This window comes from Gemmatirosa kalamazoonensis (assembly GCF_000522985.1).
GTDB classification, from domain to species: Bacteria; Gemmatimonadota; Gemmatimonadetes; order Gemmatimonadales; family Gemmatimonadaceae; genus Gemmatirosa; species Gemmatirosa kalamazoonensis.
The window spans coordinates 3,555,570-3,574,321 of sequence record NZ_CP007128.1 but is presented as its reverse complement, the minus strand read 5'-3'; the positions used below and the strand labels follow the sequence as shown (position 1 = coordinate 3,574,321).

The following is an 18,752-nucleotide window of genomic DNA, read 5'->3' as shown; positions in this document are numbered from 1 at the left end:
CGGTTCGTGGCGCGGAGAATCTATGCGGGTGCTGCCGGCCGTGCTGCTATACTTGCTGCGACGCGGGCTCTCCTCCTGCCCACCGCTCGAGCGACGGCACGATGCGCTCGAGCGCGACGCCGCGCGAGGCCTTCAACAGGATCACTGCATCGGACGACACGCGCGGCTCGAGCAGCGGCCACAGCGCCTCGACCTCGCGCGCCGTGACGACGCGTGCATCGCGCGACGCGACGCGCTCCAGCGCATCCGCGAAGTCGCCGACGCCCGCCACCACCTCGATGCCGGCGTCGAGCGCGCGGCGCGCGATCTCCTCGTGCAGCCGATCGCCGTGCGCACCGAGCTCGCGCATGGTGCCGAGCACCGCGACGCGCTGGCGACCGCTGCCGGCGTGCACGAGCAGGTCGAGCGCGGCCCGCGTGCTGCCGGGGTTCGCGTTGTACGCGTCGTTGATGAGCGTCACGCCGCCGAGCTGCGACCACGCCGAGCGCATGCTCGGCTGGGGCATGCCCGCGACGCCGCGCGCCGCATCGTCGAGCGACACGCCGAGCGCGCGCGCCACGGCGAGCGCGAGCATCGTGTTGCGCAGGTTGTGCACGCCGCGCACGGCAGGTCGCACCTCGACGCCGTCGACGAGCAGCGTGCCGGCGCCGTCGCCGCCGATCGACCACCGCTCCGTCTTCAGGTCGCCGTCGTCGAGCCCCGCGCGCACGACGCGGCGCGCACGGCCCGCGGCCGCCTCGGCCACCTCGGGCTGATCGGCGGGTACGACCGCCAGCTCCACGTCGTCGAACGCGTCGCTCTCCTCGCGCAGCACGCCGGCGAGGTCGCCGAGGCCCTCGAGATGCTCCTCGCCGATCGACGTCATCACGGTCACGGACGGCTCGGCGATCGCGCGCAGGCGGGCGATCTCGCCGGGCATGTTCGTGCCCATCTCGACGATCGCGATCTCCGTCTCCGGCGGGATGGCGAGCAGCGTGAGCGGCACGCCGACGAGGTTGTTCAGGTTTCCGCTCGTCGCCGAGACGCGGCGCGCGGCGCCGAGCGCCGCCTTCAGCAGCTCCTTCGTGCTCGTCTTGCCGTTGGAGCCCGCCACGCCGACGACCGTGCCGCCCCACGCGCGCCGCCAGTAGCGCCCGAGCCGGCCGAGCGCGACGAGCGTGTCGCCCACCTCGTACACCGGCACGCCGAGTCCCGCGGTGCGGCGCGCGTCGGAGACGACGAGCGCGGCGGCGCCCTTCTCCACGGCGTTAGGCAGGAAGTCGTGCGCGTCGAACCGGTCGCCGACGAGCGCGACGAACAGGTCGCCCGACGTCACGGCGCGCGTGTCCGTGCTCACGGCGCGCAGCGGCTCGTCGCCGCGCGGCACCGCCCCGCGCAGCACGTCATGCAGCGCCGCGGCGACGCGGTCGAGGGTCCAGAAGTCGGTGGCGCCCGGCGCCGGCGTGGGCGTGCTCACGCGCCCACCATGTCGTTCCACAGCTCGGTCACGATCTCACGCTCGTCGAACGGGTGCTTCGTGGTTCCGCGGATCTGATACGTCTCGTGTCCCTTTCCGGCGAGCACCACGACGTCGTCGGGGCCCGCGATCTCCAGCGCGCGCGCGATCGCCGCGCGGCGGTCCTCGATGCGCGCGTCGGGCGCGCGCGACATGCCGGCCTGGATGTCGTCGAGGATCTTCTCCGGATCCTCCGTCCGCGGGTTGTCGCTCGTGAGGATGACGACGTCGGCGCCCTGCTCCGCGGCGCGCCCCATCTCGGGCCGCTTGCCCGGGTCGCGGTCGCCGCCGGCGCCGAACACCACGATGAGCCGCCCCGCCGTGAACGGGCGCATCGCGGCCAGCGCCCGCTCGAGCGAGTCCGGCGTGTGCGAGTAGTCGCGCAGCACCGTGGGCCGTTCGCGCAGGATCTCGAGGCGCCCGGGCACCTGGGGCACCGTGGCGAGCCGCTCGACGATGTCGCCGAGCGAGACGCCTAACGCGTGTGCGGCGGCGACCGCGGCGGCGGCGTTCGCCACGTTGAAGTCGCCGAGGAGCGGCACGCGCACCGGCGCCGACGCACCGCCCACCACCAGCGTCGCGCGCGTGCCCGCCGCGTCGAACGCGAGGTCGCGCATCTGCACGTCCGCATCGGCGCCGGCCGTGCTGAACGTGATCGTGCGCCCGGCGCGCGGCAGCGCGGCCCACGCGGGATCGTCGGCGTTCACGATCGCGGCGCCCTGCGGCTCGAGGTACTCGACGAGCCGCGCCTTCGCCGCGAAGTACGCCTCCATCGTGCCGTGGTAGTCGAGGTGATCGCGCGTGAGGTTCGTGAACACCGCCGCGTCGAACCGCAGCCCCTCGACGCGGCGCTGGTCGAGCGAGTGCGACGACACCTCCATGGCGACCGAGCGCACGCCGCGGTCGACGAGCACGCGCAGCACGCGCTGCAGCTCCACCGGGCCGGGCGTGGTGAGACCCGCGCCGCCCGGCATCTCCTCGCCGGCGCTCCCCACGAGGACGCCTAACGTGCCGATCGACGCCGCGGCGCGCGCCGGCGCGTCGAGCAGGTGGCGCAGCATGCCGGCGGTCGTCGTCTTGCCGTTCGTGCCGGTGACGCCGACGAGCGTGAGCGCCGTGGCCGGATGGCCGTACGCCTCGGCCGCGGCGATCGCGGCGGCGCGGCGGCCGTCACGCACGACGAGCGCGGGGAGCGTCGTGCTGCCCGGCCGCTCCACGAGCGCCGCGACGGCGCCGCGCTGCGCGGCGTCGGCGAGGTACGCGTGGCCGTCGGCCGCGGAGCCGCGCACGGCGACGAACAGCGTCCCGGGACGCACCGCGCGGCTGTCGTCCGTGATCCCCTGCGCCGCCTCCGGCAGCGTCCCTTCTACCTCGAGCAGCAGCCCCGCGGCGGCGAGCGCGCGCTCGATGGCGCGCGGCTCCACGCGCGGCCTGTCGGAGCTGTCGGGGGCGGAGGGACTCATGGTGCGCGGTAGAGGGTGACCTCGGTGCCCGCCGCGGCGAGCGATCCAGCGGCGGGAATGGTGCGTCCGGCGGGGGCGCCGTTCGCGAGCCGCACGTGGAAGCCCGCTCGATGGAGAGCGTAGAGCGCGTCCCGCAGAGGCAAGCCCTGCACCGCGGGGACCGCGCGCGGCGGAGAGGCCGGCGCGCGCGACGTCTTCGGCGCTGGAAGCCGCACCACGTAGCGGACCGCGCTCTGGTCGACCGCGTCCACGTCGTTCGAGTCGCGGCGGAGGTCGAGCGGCGCGGCGACGACGGTCACGGTGCGCGGCGCGACGGCCGTGTTCGCGCGTTCCGTGTCGCGCGCCGACGGCTTCGGCGAGTACGCGGAGCGCGCCTTCGGCAGCACGCGCGGCGCGAGCGCGGCGCGGTCGAGGGCGGCGTCGCGCGCGGCGAGCGCGGCCTGGATCAGCCCCTTCGTCACCGGGCCCGCGGTCTTGCCGCCGAAGTACGAGTCGCCCTGCGGGTTCTCGAGCTTCACGACGATGACGAACTGCGGATCCTCGACCGGGAAGATCCCGGCGAACACCGCGTTGTAGTGGCCGGCCGCGTAGCCGATGCCGCGCTCGACACGACGCGCCGTGCCCGACTTGCCGCCGAGCGTGAAGCTCGCGAGGTCGGCCGCCGTCGACGTGCCGCTGTCGACCACGGCCTCGAGCATCTCGCGCACGGTGGCCGCGGTGCGCGGGCTCATCACGCGCCTAACGACGCGCGGCTCGTGCCGCCACACCACGTTCCCCTCGTCGTCGCGCACCTCGCGCACGAGCGCGGGCTCGAGCAGCGAGCCGCCGTTCGCGACCGCCGCGTACGCCGTCGCGAGCTGCAGCGGCGTCACGGCCACCTCGTAGCCCATCGCCATCGACGCCGGCGACTGCGGCGTCCACTTCGACGGCGGCCGCACGAGGCCGCGCGACTCGGCGGGATACGGCACGCCGGTGGGCGAGCCGAAGCCCATGTCGCGCATCATCTCGAACTGCTCGCGCGGCGCGAGCCGCTGGGCGAACTTCACGATGCCGATGTTGCTCGACACGCGGATCACGTCGCGCAGCGCGAGCTCCTTGCGTGGCTCGTCGTCGTGGATGACGCGGCCGTTCAGCGCGTACTCGCCGTTCTCGGTGTTCACCACCTCGTCGGCCTTCGCGCGCCCGAGCTCGAGCAGCCGCGCGGCGACGAGCGGCTTCATGGTGGACCCGGGCTCGAACGGCTCGCTGAGCGCGGTCGCGGACGTGGTGCGCACGTCGGAGCGCTGGCTCGCGAGCGCGAGCACGTCGCCGTCGTGCGGGTTCATGACGACGATGTCACCACCCGTCGCGCCGAGGGTCTTCAGCGCGTCGGCGAGCGCGCGCTCGCAGATGTCCTGCAGCGCCGCGTTGATCGTGAGCGTGACCGCGTGCCCCGCGCGCGCCGCCTGCCCGCGCGCGAATGGCGACTCGAGCGCGCCGCCCTTGCCGTCGCGCAGCATCATCGCCGTGCCGCGCTCGCCGCGCAGCAGCGTGTCGAGGGCGAGCTCGATGCCGTCGAGCGGCCGTCCGTCGCCGCCCACGCGGCCGACGACGCGTCGGATCCCCTCGCTGCCGGAGAACACGCGCTGCACCACCGGCTGCGGGTAGACGCCGCGCTGCTCGGTGATCGCCGCGACGTCGGTGGGGAGGAACGTGCCCGGCACCTCGACCCACTTGCGCGTCGTGTCGACGGCGCGGCGCACCCACTCCTTCGCCGCGCCGGCCTTGCCGAGCGTGGCGGCGACCCGCGCGCGGTCGCGCAGCTCGCGCGGGGCGACGCGGATGCGCACCAGCTCGCGGTTCTCCACGAGCACGCGCCCGGACGCGTCGGTGATGGTGCCGCGCGGCGCGGGGATCGTGTCGTCGTCGAAGTGGAGCTGCGCGGCGCGCGCCTTCCACTGCCCGTGCTGCACGATCTGCACGTGCGCGGCCTTCGCGACGATCGCACCGGCGAACAGCAGCAATGCGCCGTGAATGACGTTGGTCCGCTCGATCGGCACCGTGAACGCTCCTGCTTCCTAACGCGCGGTCGGCGCGCGCGGCGCCGGACGCTGAATGAGGACGACCTGGGTGTCGGCCGGCACGCGCATGCCGAGCCGCTGCTCCGCCACGGGACCGATGCGCGCGCGGCTGGCCGCCACGCGCACCGCCCCTTCGAGCGCGGCCCGCTCGGCGACGAGCTGCGCACGCTTGCGCGCGAGGTCGCGGAGCTCGCGCGCCTGGGCGATGCCGCGGCTGCGCCGCCACACGATCCCCGACGCGATGAGGACGAACGAGACGAGCACGAGTCCCACGACGGCCCAGCCACGCTTGCGGCGCGGCCCGCGCGTCGATCGGCGGGCGCTCACGACGCCACCTCCGCCGGCACCTCGGCGCGCTGCCAGACGCGCAGCTTCGCGCTGCGCGCGCGCGGGTTGTGCTCGCGCTCGGCGTCCCCGGCCTCCACCGCCCGGCGCGTGACGGTCTCGCCGAGCGCGACGTGGCCGCACGTGCAGATCGGCTGGCGCGGCGGGCAGATGCAGCCGGTGCTCCACTCGCGGAACGCGTGCTTCACGAGGCGGTCCTCGCCGCTGTGGTAGGCGATGATCGCCATGCGGCCGCCGGGGGCGAGGCGATCGCGCAGCGCCGGCAGCGCCTGCGCGAGGCGCGACAGCTCGTCGTTCACCTCGATGCGCACCGCCTGGAACAGGCGGGCGAAGTCGCCGGGGCCGGTGCGGGGACCGAGCGCGCCGCGAATCGCGCCCACGAGATCGTCGCTCGTGGCGAACGCGCGCGTCGCTCGGCGTCGCGTGATCTCGCGCGCGAGGCGCGGCGCGCGGGGCTCGTCGGCGTACTCGCGGAAGACGCGAACGAGCTCGCGCTCGTCGGCGTCGTTGAGGAACGTGGCCGCGTCCGTCCGTGCGTCAGTTCCCATCCGCATGTCGAGCGCGACTCCCTCCCGAAAGGAGAAGCCGCGCGAGAGGTCGTCGATCTGGTGAGACGAGATGCCGAGGTCGAGGAGGACTGCGTCGAGGCGCTCGGAGGAGAACGCGTCGAGCTCGGCGACGTCGGCGTAGTTGGCGAGGAGAGCGCGGAAGCGCCCGTCGTTCAGGTAGGCCTGCAGGCGGGCCGAGGCCTCGGCGAGCGCCTGTGGATCCCGATCGGTACCGACGACCCGGAAGCCCGCCTCGAGGAGCGCGAGCGAGTGGCCACCACCACCGAGCGTGCCGTCGAGCGCGAGCGGGAGGGAGGTGCCGGCTCGACGGACTGTGGCTGGAGCCTCTCGAAGGAGACGGACGATCTCGGCCGCGAGTACGGGCGCGTGATACGCACTATCCCACCGAGCACGTTCAGCCATCGGACACGGCAACCTAGCGTTGCTCGAAAACGGGTCAATCGTGCGTCCAGGCAAGCTAGACTGTGGAAAAAAAGAGGGCCCCGGGGACGTCCCCGGGGCCCTCGTCGTCGAGCTTACGGCGTGCCGCGCTTACTTGCAGAGCGCCTTCGCGAACTGGTCCGCGTACGGCGAGTACTGCGCGAGCTGGGCGAGCATCTGCTGGGTCGCGGTCGGGTTGAACTTGCCACCCGCCGGCAGGTTGATCTGCGCCTGGGTGAACGCCGCCTGCGCCGTCTTGGACATGTCGCAGCCCTGCCGCTTCTCGGCCGCGCTGCCGCGGGCGAGCTTGTTGATGTCCTGCAGGAGCGTGGCACCGATCGAGAACTGCGTCGCACCGAGGAGGAACTGGCCCTCCGGGGTCGCGCTCGTCGTGTTCGCGAACTCGAAGAACGGCACCGCCCGCTGGAAGTCCGCGATCGCCTTCGACGCCTGCGCGGCCTTGAACACGTTCTGGCCGACGCTGACGGCGTAGAGCGCCACGGTGCTCGCGCTGTCCCCGGCGGTGAGCGCCGACTTGAGCGCCGCGAGCGCGCTGTCCGGCTGGTTCATCTCGGAGAAGATGCGCGCGCGGCTGATGTTGATGCCCTTCGCCTGCGGGTTGGACTGGGCAACCTTGTTCAGGACGTCCAGCGCCTGCTGGTTCTGGCCGGCCGTGCGGAGGATGTCCGCGTAGTTCGTGAGCAGCTCGATGTTGGTCGGGAACTTCGCCACCGCCTGCGCCATGAGCTGCGACGCCTTCTGCGGCTGGCTGTCGACAGCCGCGGCGGCAGCGAGGCGGGTGAACACGTCCGCCGTGGCCTGGGCCGTGTCGGCCTTGAGGAGCTCCTCACCCGCCGCGATACCGCCCTTGTAGTCCTTCGCCGCCAGGTGCACGCGCATCTGGAGCGAGAGGTAGTTCGGGTCGCCCGGGTTGTCGCGCACGAGCTGGTCGACGAACGGGATGGCCTTAGCGGCCTGGCCGCTCGCGGCGAACTCGTTGATCACCTGCTCGACGAGGCGGGAGTTCGCCGGGTCCGCGCCGACGAGCCGGAGCAGCATGTCCGTCGCCTCGGCGTTCTTGCCCGCGTCCTTCAGCGACTGGTACGCGACGGTGAGGGCCGGCTTGCTGCGCGGATCGATGCGCAGCACCTCGTTCACGACCGCCAGGATCGAGTCGGGCGAGGCCTTCTGCGTCACCATGATGTTGGCGAGGCAGATCCGGTTCAGCGTCGAGTTCGGGTAGGCGGCGATGCCCTTGCGGGCCTCGGCGATCGCCTCCGCGTACTTGCCGTCGCGCGCCTTGTTGACGCAGTTGCGCTCGGCGATGAACGCCTTCTGCGCGTCCTGGAACGCCTTCGACACGGCGCCCGCGGCCTGGTCGGGCTTCCCGACGCGGAAGCTGCCGAGCGGCTGGACGAGCGACTGGTCGCGCGTGAGGACGTACTGCGCGTCCACCCGGTAGCCGGCGCTGTCGCGGACGACGTTGCCGACCAGGAAGACGTCGCCCCGGAGCAGCTGGGCGAGCTGCCGGGCGTCGTTCATGTTGAGCGCCTCGTTCGTCGGGAAGCCCGACGCCTCGAGGTTGGACGTGATGTCCTGCTTCGGCAGCACCCACAGCTGCTTCACGGACACGTCCTGGGAGATCCGCGTACGGATGGCGTCCGCGGCCTGCACGCCGGCGTTCTTGTCCGCGGAACGGAATACGGTGACCACGAGCCGCGGGGCATTGGGATCAGCCGTGCGGGTGGTCTGCGCCGCGACCGGCGCGACGGGGGCGCTCGCGACAAGGCCGGCGGCGAGAGCCGAGAGCGCCTGGCAGTACCGAGCCTTCAATGGGTTAACCTCCAAAGCGTTAAACATCCGTACCCCCAACGCATTATGACGGTTCCGGCGAGCGGCGTGCCAACCGGCTCGTCAACACCCGAGAGCTGCCACTCTCCACAGTCCTAAGACGGCGCGGGCGCCGGAGGTGATCCCGTGTCCCCCGACGCCCTTCAACGACCGCGCGGCGCGCGGCTCCGTTGGAGACCCGGCCGGCGGAATGGGCGAAGAGGGACTCGAACCCCCGACCCCCTGTGTGTAAGACAGGTGCTCTGACCGGCTGAGCTATTCGCCCCGGTTACTTCACGATCGCGAGCGGCACGAAGACGCAGTACCCGAGGACGAGCAGCAACGGGGCCAGCGTGTCGCCACCGCGCCAGAGATCGGCGTAGCCGGCGAGCAGCACGACGAACGCGACGAGCCACCACCGGTACGTGCGCGTCCGCGCCACGATGCTGGGCTGAGCCATGCGCGGTAGACTAGAAACGCCATGTTGGGGTGTCAACGGAACGCGCGGCGCGACTCGCACACTTAATCAAGTGCTAATGGAACGCTCCTCGGGCGGCTCGTCGGGAGCCCCGAGGAGCGCGGCGAGGGCGCTCTCCCGCTCCTCGCGCTCGGCCACCTCGTCGGCCGCGCGGAGCGCCTCGAGCCGGCGCTTGTCGCGACGCCGGCGCGCGATCCACAGCGGCAGGAACGCGACGGAGAAGATCGCCGTGGCGAGCGACAGGTTCGCGACGAGCGCGAGCGCGCCGTAGCGCCGCCGGGTGCGGGTCCGCCACAGCGCCTCGAACGCGTCGCCGGTCATGCCGTACGCGCTGCGCACCGCGGCGTCGAACCGGCCGGTCTCCTTCCAGTACCGGAAGAACAGCGTGAGCCCGCGCTCCGGATCGAGCGACGCGAGGTCGGAGACGGCGCGGAACGCCAGCGCGTAGCTCTGCTCGGCCGTGCGCGAGCCCTCGTAGAACCCCGCCTCGAGCGAGTCGAGCGTGGGCATGCCGCCGAGCAGCAGCGCGACGTTCGTGGCGAGCGACTCGTCACGTCCCCACTCGCCGGCGGCCCAGCCGGCGTATCCCTCGTCGAACCAGCGCGGCGGGAGGTCGCCGAGGTACTCGTGCAGCGCGAGGTGCGCGAGCTCGTGGCGAAAGACGCTCACGGGGTCGCCCGCGTCGGAGCCGGCGGATCGTCCCTGCATCACGATCCGCTGGAGGTCGGGGAACGCGATCGCGGCGCCCCACTCCGGCGCCTCGGGCCCGACCCACGCGCGGAAGCGGCGCGCGTCGGGGGCCACGGCGAGCAGCACGCGCGCCTTCGGCCGCGGCAGACCGGGATACGTGTCGCGCTTCACGGCGGCGGCCAGCAGCGCGCGCGCCAGGTGCGCGTCCGCGGGATAGGCGACGGCGGTGAAGCGGCCGACGTCGAAGCGCTCGGCGCCGGGCGCCGCGATCGGCGGCTCGGCGGGCTGCGCGGAGGCCGGCGCAGCGGCGGCGGCGAGCGCGGTCGCTACGCCGGCTGCGGCGCGAAGGAGTCGGCGACGGAAGGTGGCGCGCCACCCTGCTCCACCGCCGCGCACATGTCCTCGCACCGCTTCGCCCATGCGTTGAACTTGCCCGACGCCGCGCCCGCGCGCCACGCCTCGACCGCGGCGGCGCGATCGCCGCCGAACCAGAGCGCGCGCCCGAGCTCGTAGCGCGCCTCGACGAGGTTCGGGCCGTGCGCGATGGCGCGCTGGAAGAAGTTCGCCGCGTCGTCGAACATCTCGCGGCGCAGGTACACGAGGCCGAGGTAGTAGTTCGCGTAGAGCGCGGCCTTGCGATCCTCGCCGCCGCGCGCGGCGCGCACGAGATGCTCGATCGCCTCGCCGTAGATCCCCTTCTGCAGGCACACATAGCCGACGTTCACGCGCGCGAGCTCGTGCTCGGGCTGCCGCGCGAGGACGCTCTGCAGCACGGCGAGCGCCTCGTCGTAGCGCGCCTGTCCCATGAGCGCCCAGCCGTGCAGCGCAGCGGCCTCGAGATCCTCGGGCGCGAGCTCCAGCGCGCGCGCGAGCGCGGTCTCCGCCGCGACGTAGTCGGCGACGCAGATCGCGCTCCACCCCTTCGCGACGAACGTCGACGCGCCGAGGTGGTCGACACGAGTGCTCAGCTGACCGGCCGCGGCGGAATCAGGGGCGGCGTCCCTCGCGTCGCTCGGGACGACGTCGGGCATCTCCACGGCGGTCGGGAGGCGCTTCCACTTCGCGGCGAGGGCCTTCGCCTCGTCCTTCAGCGCGAGCAGCGCGGCGGCCTCGCGGTCGGCGTCGCGAATCAGCGCGATGATCTCGGCCTTCAGCGCGTCGCGCGCGTCGGCGGCGAGCGGCGCGCCGGTCGCGTCGAGCTGCGCATCGAGGCGGGCGTCGAGGTCGGCGAGGCGCGCGTTCAGCGCGACGAGGTCGGTGGCGGCGATCGAATGCACGGCGAACGTCAGACGGCGGGGACGTTAGGCGGGAGATGGCGCACGGCGTCGGCGACGGCCTGGCCGAGCTCCGCGAGCGGCACGACACGATCCGCGCCGGCCGCATCGAGCGCGGCCTGCGGCATGCCGAACACGACGGACGAGTCGCGGTCCTGCACGAGCGCGGCGCCGCCGGCCCGGCGCACCGCGCGCAGACCCGCCGCGCCGTCGCGCCCCATGCCGGTGAGCACCACGCCGACGGTGCACTCGCCGAACGCGCGCGCGGCGGACTCGAACAGCAGGTCGGCCGCGGGACGGACGCCCCACAGCGGCTCGCGGGGGTCGAGGCGCACGCACGGCACGCCGTCGGCGAGATCTACGAGGATGTGCAGGCCGCCCGGCGCGAGGTACACGTGGTCCGGCTCGAGCACGTCGCCCTGCACGGCCTCGCGCACGGGAAGCGCGCTCAGTGCGTCGAGGCGGCGGGCGAGCGAGCCGGTGAAGCCCGGCGGCATGTGCTGCGCCACGAGCACCGCGGCACCGAGCGACGCCGGCAGCGCGGGGAGCACGCGGGCGAGCGCGTTAGGCCCACCGGTGGACGCGGCGATGACCACCACCCGGGACGGATGGCGCGTGACCCGCGGCGCGGGCGCCAGCTCAGAGGCGGCGGTAGATGCGCTCACGTTGGTCCACCGCGGCGAAGCGCTGTCGGGCCGGCCCGAGCAGCGTCTCCACCTTGCCGAGGAACAGCATGCCGCCGGGCGCGAGCGCCTCGTGAAAGCGCTCGAACAGCACCTCCTGCGTCTGCCGGTCGAAGTAGATCAACACGTTGCGGCACACGATGAGGTGCCACGGCCCGGCCGGCGGCGGCTCGAGCAGCAGGTCGCGGTGCTCGAACGCGACGAGCGAGCGCAGCTCGGGCGCCGCGGCCGCCGGGAGCGCGCCCGGGAAGTAGCGCTCGCGCAGCTCCGCTGGCGTGTCGGCGAACGCCGCGTCGCCGAACGTGCCGCGCGCGGCGGCCGCGAGGCTCGCACGGTCGATGTCGGTGCCTAACACGAGCGCGCCGTCGAGCCGCGCGGTCTCGCCGCGCGACTCGGCGTGGCGATGCAGCAGCGCGGCGAGCGAGTACGCCTCCTCGCCCGACGACGTGCCGGCGCTCCACACGCGCATCGCGCCGCCGGTGACGTCCCACAGCTTCGGCAGCGCCTTCGCGGCGAGCGCGCTCCACGAGTCCCAGTTCCGGAACAGCTTCGTGACGTTGATCGTGAGCGCGTCGAGCAGCCGGTCGTATTCGTGCGCGTCGGCGTCGAGCACGCGCGCGTAGTCGTCGAACGTGTGGACGCCCTTCGCGCGCATGCGCACCGCGATGCGCCGCCGCAGGCACCGCTCCTTGTAGCTGCCGCAGCGGAAGCCGCGCTCCACCGTCACCTTCACGAGGAGACGGGCGAGGCCTTCCGGATCGTCGGCATCGAGGGGAGCGGTCACGAGTGCTGCAGGGGATGTGATGGTGAGCGTCGTCACGCGGGCACCTCGCGTCCGAGTGCCGCGAGATTGCCGCGCGCGATCGCGTGCTGCGGATCGACCTCCAACGCGCGGCGCCACGCCACGGCCGCCGCGTCGCGGTCGCCCTGTCGGAGCCTCACGTTGCCCAGCCGCAGCCACGCATCGGCACCCGCCGCGGGCGCGATCGCGACGGCGCGCTCGTAGCACGCCGCCGCGTCGGCGAATCGCCCGGCGCGGTAGTGCGCGTCGCCCGCGGTCTTGTGCGCCGGCGCGAGCGTCGCGTCCTCGGCGAGCGCCGCCTCCGCGTGTCGCAGTGCGTCCTCGGCGCGCCCTTCGTGCAGCCGGAGCGCGGCGAGGTTCGCGAGCAGCGCCGCGGCGCGCGGGTGCGCCGCGTGCCCCGCCTCGAGCAGCTCGCCAGCGCGCGCGGCGTCACCCGCGCGCGCGGCCGAGAGCGCGGCATAATGGTACCACGCCGCGGGGCGCGCGCGCGACTCCGCGTCGGCACCGACGCCGGCGCGCATCAGCACGTCCGCCGCGTCGGCGTTTCCGGCGCGCAGGTGCAGCGACACGCGCAGCGCCTGCACGCGCGCATCCACGGGCAGTCCGCGCCGCTCCGCCTCGTCGAGTGCCTCGTGCGCGTCGCCGAGCGCACCGAGCTCGCGGCGCGCGACGGCGAGCGCGTGGAACACGACGGCCGGCGCGCCGGGGAGCGCGGCCGCCTCGCCGAGCGAGCCCGCGGCCTCCGCCCAACGGCCGCGGCGCAGCGCGACGAGACCGAGGTGGAAGCGTGCGTGGCCGTCGGTGGGCGAGAGCTCGAGCACGCGCTTGAACTCGCGCACCGCCTCGTCGAACAGCGACGCGCGGTAGAACGCGACGCCGAGGTTGCGATGCTCGTCGAGCTTCGCGCCCGCACGCGGATCGGGCGGCGTCGTGGCGCCGACGCGCACGACGAGCCCCGCGTCGGCGAGCGCGAACAGCGCGCGCATCGCGTCGAACTCCACGACGCCCGCGGCGTCGGCGAGCTGCGCGACGTCGCGCCGTCCGTCGATCGTCGGCAGGACGCGCAGCTCGCCCGGCGACAGCTCGATCTCGCGCGCGACGAGCAGCGGCACGACACGCTCGGCGTCGAGCGCGCCGGCAGCGTCGCGCGGCGCGTCGGCGGCCGGCGCGAACACGGAGTCGCGCCCCGGTACGTGGTGCGCGATGCGCGCGCGCTCGTCGGCGCGACGCGCGCCCTCGAGCAGCAGCGCCGACGGATCGATCGAGAGCGGGGTGACCGGAAGGTCGACGCGCACCTCGGGCTCGAAGCTGAACGTCCCCTGCGTCCACGTGAACAGCTCGAGCACCGCTTCCTCGACCTGCAAGCGCGCCTGGCGCACGAGCGCCGCGGGATCGACCGCGCCGCGGCGGATGAGCAGCTCGCCCAGGCGGCGCGACGGATCGGCGACCTGCTCGGCGAGGGCGGCGCTCAGGTCCGCGGCGTCGACGGAGCCGGCGCGCAGCAGCTGCTCGCCGAGCTTGTCGCGGCGGTTCACGAGCGACGCGTGCGCGACGCGGCCGTTCACGAAGTAGATCGAGCCGAAGTCGCCGGCGCGCGCGACGCTCAGGCACCCGGTCTTCTGACCGAGCGCGAGGAGCTGCAGCACGTCGGGGAGGCCCGCTTCGGCGAGGCTGCCGCGGATGGCCATCAGCGGTACGCCTCCACCAGCAGGTCGCGCACGTCGGGCCAGTCGAGCACCCACCCCTCGGCGTTCACGACGGGCGGCGTGGTGGGCGCCGGCGTGGCGCGCCTGGCAGCCTGCTCGGCGGCGACGCGCGCGGCGACGCGCGCGGCGTCGCGCGCGGCCGCCTCGCGCTCCGCGGCCGCGCGCTCCTCCTGCTGCCGCGCGATGCCGCGCTCGAACTCGGCCAGCAGCGCGTCGACGTCGGGGGCGGCCGACTCACGAAGCGCGCGCTCCAGCACCTCGACGTCGTGTCCCTCGGCACGCCACCGCGCGCTCGCCTCGCCCAGCCTGACGCGCCACGGCTCGGCGTACGCCGCGACCTCGCGCGCGACCTCGTCGAGGAAGCTCGCGAAGTCGCCGTCGTCGCCGAGCGAGAAGCGCTCGGTCGCCGGCGCGGTGCCCGCGCGGCCGAGTCGCCCGAGCAGCTCGCGCACCGAATCGACCGGCTCGTCCGCGACGCTCGCGAGCACGTCCGGCGCGAGCGTGAGCGAGCGGGCGGCGGCGGCCTGGCGCACGATCGCGAGGCGCACCTCAGCGTCGGGCGCGGTGAGGCGCACGAGTCGCGCGCGCGCGCTGCGCGCCACCCACGCGGTGGCCTCCTCGCGCGAGACGGCGGTCCCCGCCTCCGCGATCACGACCTGCGCGCCGGCGGCGAGGGCGGCGTCGACCAGGTCGCGGAGCGCGGCGGCACGCGTCGGCTCGAGTCCGGCGCGCACGTCGTCGACGAGCACGATGGCGGCGTCGCCGAGCGGCGGCATCGGGTACTCGTCGGCGCTGAGCGCGAGCATGCGGCGACCCGGATGCAGCTCGCGCGCGCGCGACGCGACGGCGCCTAACAGGTGCGACTTGCCCTGCCCCGCCCCCGCGCGCACGATGAGCGGGTTCCACCGCGCACCCGGCGACTCGGCGACGAGGCGCGCCGCCTCCGCCGCCTCGCGCGTGCCGTCGCCGACGACGAACGTGTCGAAGCGGAAGCGCTCGTCGAAGACGAGCGTCCGCGCGGCGGCGAGCGTCGTCACGCGGCGCCTAACGTGGTGCCGGCCGTGAGGCGGCGCAGCACGGCGCCGCACGCCGCGCGCATCGTCTCGAACACGTTCGTGCCGCGCAGCGCGTCGGCGGCGAACTCCGGCACGCCGCGGAAGTTCAGCACGTCGGCGAGCTCGCTCGGATCGGCCGCGATCTCGCGCGGGAGGTCCTGCTTGTTGTACTGCAGGACGAGCGGCACCTGCCGCGGATCGACGCCGTGCGCGGCGAGGTGCTCGTGCAGGTCCTGAAAGCTCTCGACGTTCTCGTCGAGCTGGCGGCGGCGGCTGTCGGCGACGAACACCACCGCGTCGGCGCCCTGCAGCACGAGGCGCCGCGTGGCTGCGTAGTACGACTGTCCCGGCACCGTGTAGAGCTGGAAGCGCGTCGCGAAGCCCGCGACGACGCCGAGGTCCACCGGCAGGAAGTCGAAGAACAGCGTGCGGTCCCCCTCGGTCGCGAGCGACACCATGCGACCGGCGCGATCCACGGGCAGCCGCTCGTGGATGAAGCGCAGGTTCGTCGTCTTCCCGGACCGACCCGGCCCGTAATAGACGATCTTGCAGGTGATCTCGCGCGTGACGTAGTTGACGAGGGGCACGGTTCGGGTCTCCGGTCAGATCTCTGACGCGTCCCCTGCGTCGCGGGTCACCGTCAGCAGGCCCTCGCCGACGAGGCGGTGCACCGCGGCGGCCACCGCGAGCAGGTCGCGCCCGCTCCGCGCGGCGATCGCGCGCAGGTCGGCCACGCCGTCGGCGTAGGCGAGCACCTCCCACTCCTCGGGCGCGAGCACGACGGGCGCGGCGTGCGGCGCGACGGGAGCGAGGCGCGGCGCAGCGTGCGCGCCGGGCACCCGGTCGGCGAGGCGCGCCCACTCGTCGGCGCGGCGCGCGGCCTCCATGAGCACCGAGTCGACGCCGACCGTGCTGCCGCGCGTCGCCGTCGTCTCGTCGAGCGGCTCCACGGCGAACCGGCCGCTCGACCAGCCGAGCAGCTCGATCGCGACCTCGCGCACCTGCCGGTCGCCGCGCGCCGCCAGCTCGCCGTCGATCACCGCGTCGCGGATGCGCCCCTGCACGAGCGTGAGGTGCGCGCGTCGGCCGGCCACCGCGTCCGTGACGTGGAGGATGCCCGTCTTGCGGCCGAGCTCCAGGAGCTGAAGCACGTCGGCCAGTGCGACCTCGCGCAGCGAGCCCTCGATGACGGCGGCGCGCGGCTCGGCGGGCGCGGTCATGCGGCGGCCTCCACGCGCCCCGCGTGCGCCGACAGCCCGCGGCGCGCGCGCATGGCGCCGACGCTCGCCGGCTCCAGCTCCACGACGCGTCTCCAGCGCGCGCGTGCGTTAGGCACGTCGCCCGCGTGCACGAGCAGCTCGCCGTCGAGCGCGAGGGCGAGCGCGTGCTCGGGCTCGAGGCGCAGCACGCGGCGCACGGCGACGGCCGCGTCGACCAGGCGCCCCTCGTCGAGCAGCAGCGCGCCGAGCTGCGCGAGCGCGTCGACGTGCAGCGGGTCGGCGGCGAGCACGTCGACGAGCAGGGCGCGCGCGCCGCGGCGGTCGCCGGCGTGCGCACGCAGCGCGGCCATCTCGACGCACGGCTCGACGAGGCGCGCGCCGCCCGATGCCGGCTCCACGAGCGGCGCGAGCGCGGCTTCCGCCGCGTCATCGTGCCCGGCCGCGGCGAGCGCGCGCGCGAGCGTGAGACGCAGCCGCCAGCGCTCCGGCGCGAGCGCGAGCCCGCGGCCGCACGCGTCGGCCTCGGCGTCGTGCTCGCCGAGCGCGCGCCACGCCTGCGCGACGAGCGCCCACACGTCCGCGTCGTCGGCGAACGCCTCGGCGCGGCCCAAGGCCTCGCGCGCGGCATCCGGATCGCCGGCATCCGCGCGCGCGACGGCGAGGAGCGCGAGCGCCTCGGCGTGCGCGGGGTGGTCGGCGACGAACGCGTCCGCGGCGGCGAGCGACGCGTCGCGACGGCCGGTCTCGCGCAGCATGCGAAGCTCGCCCAGCCGCGCGCGCAGCGACGCGGCGTCCGCCTGACGCGCCTCCTGATACCGCTCCAGCGCTTCGCCGAAGTAGCCCTGCGCGGCGAACGCGTCGGCGAGGAGCACGAGGCCGGTGGCCCGGTCCGCGCCGCGGGCGAGTGCCGCGCTGACCGCCGCGGACGCGCGCTCGTAGAGCCCGGCCCGCAGGCACTCCTCGGCGACGACGAACGCGCGCGCGGGATCGTTAGGCGCGGTCGGATCCGACGGCTCCTCGGCCGGCGCGAGCACGTCGCCGAGCAGCGCGTCGAGCGCGTCCTCGGCGATCGAGAAGCCGTGCACCGGAGCATCGAGCGCGTCGGGCGCGGGCGCGACGGTGAGCGGCACGGCGCCGCCGAGGTCGAGCGCCAGCTCCAGCGGGCGACGCATGACGAGCGGCGCGTGCGCCATCGCGTGCTCCGCCTCGCGACGCGCCGCGGAGAGATCGCCCGCCGCCGCGGCGAGGAAACCGAGCTCGTAGCGCGCGTCGGCGCGCGAGGGATCGGCGTCGAGCGCGCGGGCGAGCGCGGCGCGCGCGTCGGCGGTGCGTCCCGCGGCGGCGAGCATGGCGCCGAGGCCCGTCCACGCGTCGGCGTCGGCGGCGGCATCGCGCAACACCGCGCGATACTCGGCGAGGGCGCGATCGTGCGCGCCGGTGGCGACGAGGAGCTGTGCGTGGTTCAGCCGCACGCGCCGTAGCGTCGGGTCGAGCCGCACCGCGGCGCCCAGCAGCTCGACCGCCTCCGCGCGCTCGCCGCGCGCGGCCCGCAGGACGCCGAGGTCGTTCAGGATCGGCGCCGCGGCGCGACGCTGGCCGGCGAGCGCGACGCCGCGCCGGTACGCGTCCTCCGAGTCGACCACGCGTCCCGCGAGATGCGCGGCGACGCCGAGCGCGTGCCACGACGCGGCGTCGTCCGGCGCGAGCTCGACGAGGCGTGAGAGGTGTGGCAGCGCGTCGGCCGGCGCGCCGCGCAGCAGATGCAGCTCGCCGAGCGCGCGCGCGACGTGCCGCTCGTCGGCGCCGCAGGCGAGCGCGCGGCGGTACTCGCGCACCGCCTCGTCGAAGTAGCCCTTCTCGCGCAGCGCGAGGCCGAGCGCGAGGTTCACGTCGGCCCCGCCTAACGGTGCCGACGGCGCCGCGGCCACCGCTGCGGCCACCTCCTCGGGCGCGACGCCGGGCGCCGCGAGGTTCAGCTGCGCGCGTCCGAGCGACGGATTCAGCGCGAGCGCGCGCGCCGTCGCGGCGGCCGCATCGTCGGCGCGACCGAGCTCGCCGAGCACGAAGCCGCGGACCCAGTGCGCGTCGGCGTGCTCCGGCGCGAGCGCGATGGCCCCGTCGAGCACCGCGAGCGCGCGGGCGGGCTCACCGCGGTGATAGACCACCTCGCCGAGGTGCGCGCGCGGCAGCGCGGCACGCGGATCGAGCGCGATGGCCTGCGTGAGCCACGCCTCCGCCGCGTCCAGGTCGCCGACGCGCTGCTCGAACAGCGCGCGGAGGATGCGCGGGCCGGGTGCATCGGGCGCGAGCGCGCACAGCGCGTCGAACTCGCGCCGCGCGTCGTCGGCGCGGCCCGTCTCGGCGAGCAGCAGCGCGAGCTCGCGGCGCGCGTCGAGATCGCCGCCGTCGGCGCGTACGCGGGCGCGCAGCTCCTGGGCGCGCTGGGCGCGCACGGCGAGCCCGCCCGCGGCGTCGAGATTGCTCCGCGCGAGCGTCATGCGCGGGTCGAGCGCGAGCGCGCGCGCGAAGGCGGCGGCGGCCCCGGCCCGCTCGCCGCGGGCGAGCAGCACGACACCGAGGTTGTTCTGCGCCCCCGCGTCCGCCGGATCGGCGCGACGCGCGAGCGCGGCGAGCGCGCCGGCGTCCTGCTGCGACATCGGAC

Annotated in this window: 16 protein-coding genes and 1 tRNA gene; all 17 read right to left on the bottom strand. The window is 74.9% G+C overall.

Features of this window, described 5'->3' with window-relative positions; all coding sequences use genetic code 11:
* Nucleotides 1–46: 46 nt before the first annotated feature.
* The 17 genes from J421_RS15420 to J421_RS15340 all read right to left on the bottom strand — a co-directional run bounded on the left by J421_RS15420 (nucleotide 47) and on the right by J421_RS15340 (nucleotide 18,747).
* The gene (locus J421_RS15420; protein ID WP_025412076.1) at nucleotides 47–1,456 is read right to left on the bottom strand and encodes a UDP-N-acetylmuramoyl-tripeptide--D-alanyl-D-alanine ligase; all 1,410 of its coding nucleotides are present in this window, start codon (nucleotides 1,454–1,456) and stop codon (nucleotides 47–49) included.
* Nucleotides 1,453–2,958, bottom strand: coding sequence for a UDP-N-acetylmuramoyl-L-alanyl-D-glutamate--2,6-diaminopimelate ligase (locus J421_RS15415; protein ID WP_104022676.1), 1,506 nt, complete (start codon nucleotides 2,956–2,958; stop codon nucleotides 1,453–1,455). Before J421_RS15415 ends, J421_RS15420 begins: the two co-directional genes overlap by 4 nt.
* Nucleotides 2,955–4,997 (bottom strand): penicillin-binding transpeptidase domain-containing protein, encoded by a 2,043-nt coding sequence (locus J421_RS15410; protein WP_025412074.1) that lies wholly within the window; start codon nucleotides 4,995–4,997, stop codon nucleotides 2,955–2,957. The genes J421_RS15415 and J421_RS15410 overlap by 4 nt, the downstream gene beginning before the upstream one ends.
* An 18-nt stretch (nucleotides 4,998–5,015) precedes the next feature.
* On the bottom strand, nucleotides 5,016–5,345 hold the full coding sequence (locus J421_RS15405) for an FtsB/FtsL family cell division protein (RefSeq protein ID WP_148306342.1): 330 nt from the start codon (nucleotides 5,343–5,345) through the stop codon (nucleotides 5,016–5,018).
* Nucleotides 5,342–6,334, bottom strand: a complete 993-nt coding sequence (gene rsmH / locus J421_RS15400) for a 16S rRNA (cytosine(1402)-N(4))-methyltransferase RsmH (protein ID WP_025412072.1) — start codon at nucleotides 6,332–6,334, stop codon at nucleotides 5,342–5,344. Before rsmH ends, J421_RS15405 begins: the two co-directional genes overlap by 4 nt.
* 129 nt (nucleotides 6,335–6,463) lie before the next feature.
* Nucleotides 6,464–8,065: a tetratricopeptide repeat protein gene (locus J421_RS15395; protein WP_025412071.1), complete on the bottom strand. Its 1,602-nt coding sequence runs from the start codon at nucleotides 8,063–8,065 to the stop codon at nucleotides 6,464–6,466.
* 329 nt (nucleotides 8,066–8,394) lie between these two features.
* A tRNA-Val gene (locus tag J421_RS15390) sits at nucleotides 8,395–8,468 on the bottom strand.
* Between the two features lie 3 nt (nucleotides 8,469–8,471).
* Nucleotides 8,472–8,642, bottom strand: a complete 171-nt coding sequence (locus J421_RS32815) for a hypothetical protein (RefSeq protein WP_158508807.1) — start codon at nucleotides 8,640–8,642, stop codon at nucleotides 8,472–8,474.
* A gap of 66 nt (nucleotides 8,643–8,708) precedes the next feature.
* Nucleotides 8,709–9,746, bottom strand: coding sequence for a peptidase MA family metallohydrolase (locus J421_RS15385; protein WP_025412070.1), 1,038 nt, complete (start codon nucleotides 9,744–9,746; stop codon nucleotides 8,709–8,711).
* Entirely contained in the window at nucleotides 9,677–10,627 is a 951-nt protein-coding gene (locus J421_RS15380; RefSeq protein WP_025412069.1) for a tetratricopeptide repeat protein, read from the bottom strand. The genes J421_RS15385 and J421_RS15380 overlap by 70 nt, the downstream gene beginning before the upstream one ends.
* Nucleotides 10,628–10,635: 8 nt before the next feature.
* On the bottom strand, nucleotides 10,636–11,289 hold the full coding sequence (locus J421_RS15375; RefSeq protein ID WP_104022674.1) for a CheB methylesterase domain-containing protein: 654 nt from the start codon (nucleotides 11,287–11,289) through the stop codon (nucleotides 10,636–10,638).
* Nucleotides 11,264–12,091 carry a CheR family methyltransferase gene (locus J421_RS32115; RefSeq protein ID WP_025412067.1) on the bottom strand — a complete coding sequence of 276 codons (828 nt, stop codon included), beginning with the start codon at nucleotides 12,089–12,091 and terminating at the stop codon, nucleotides 11,264–11,266. Before J421_RS32115 ends, J421_RS15375 begins: the two co-directional genes overlap by 26 nt.
* Nucleotides 12,092–12,123: 32 nt before the next feature.
* Nucleotides 12,124–13,797: a DUF4388 domain-containing protein gene (locus J421_RS15360; RefSeq protein ID WP_025412066.1), complete on the bottom strand. Its 1,674-nt coding sequence runs from the start codon at nucleotides 13,795–13,797 to the stop codon at nucleotides 12,124–12,126.
* Entirely contained in the window at nucleotides 13,797–14,852 is a 1,056-nt protein-coding gene (locus tag J421_RS15355) for a DnaA ATPase domain-containing protein (RefSeq protein WP_025412065.1), read from the bottom strand. Before J421_RS15355 ends, J421_RS15360 begins: the two co-directional genes overlap by 1 nt.
* The gene (locus J421_RS15350; protein WP_025412064.1) at nucleotides 14,849–15,457 is read right to left on the bottom strand and encodes a GTP-binding protein; all 609 of its coding nucleotides are present in this window, start codon (nucleotides 15,455–15,457) and stop codon (nucleotides 14,849–14,851) included. Before J421_RS15350 ends, J421_RS15355 begins: the two co-directional genes overlap by 4 nt.
* A 15-nt stretch (nucleotides 15,458–15,472) precedes the next feature.
* Nucleotides 15,473–16,090 carry a DUF4388 domain-containing protein gene (locus J421_RS15345; RefSeq protein WP_025412063.1) on the bottom strand — a complete coding sequence of 206 codons (618 nt, stop codon included), beginning with the start codon at nucleotides 16,088–16,090 and terminating at the stop codon, nucleotides 15,473–15,475.
* Nucleotides 16,087–18,747: a tetratricopeptide repeat protein gene (locus J421_RS15340; protein WP_025412062.1), complete on the bottom strand. Its 2,661-nt coding sequence runs from the start codon at nucleotides 18,745–18,747 to the stop codon at nucleotides 16,087–16,089. The genes J421_RS15345 and J421_RS15340 overlap by 4 nt, the downstream gene beginning before the upstream one ends.
* Nucleotides 18,748–18,752 lie beyond the last annotated feature (5 nt).

Excerpts from the sequence above, each read along its gene's own strand:
- rsmH (WP_025412072.1), bottom strand. The coding sequence starts at position 6,334 with ATGGCTGAACGTGCTCGGTGGGATAGTGCGTATCACGCGCCCGTACTC.
- J421_RS15360 (WP_025412066.1), bottom strand. The coding sequence starts at position 13,797 with ATGGCCATCCGCGGCAGCCTCGCCGAAGCGGGCCTCCCCGACGTGCTG.
- J421_RS32815 (WP_158508807.1), bottom strand. The coding sequence starts at position 8,642 with ATGGCTCAGCCCAGCATCGTGGCGCGGACGCGCACGTACCGGTGGTGG.
- J421_RS15415 (WP_104022676.1), bottom strand. The coding sequence starts at position 2,958 with ATGAGTCCCTCCGCCCCCGACAGCTCCGACAGGCCGCGCGTGGAGCCG.
- J421_RS15345 (WP_025412063.1), bottom strand. The coding sequence starts at position 16,090 with ATGACCGCGCCCGCCGAGCCGCGCGCCGCCGTCATCGAGGGCTCGCTG.
- J421_RS15340 (WP_025412062.1), bottom strand. The coding sequence starts at position 18,747 with ATGTCGCAGCAGGACGCCGGCGCGCTCGCCGCGCTCGCGCGTCGCGCC.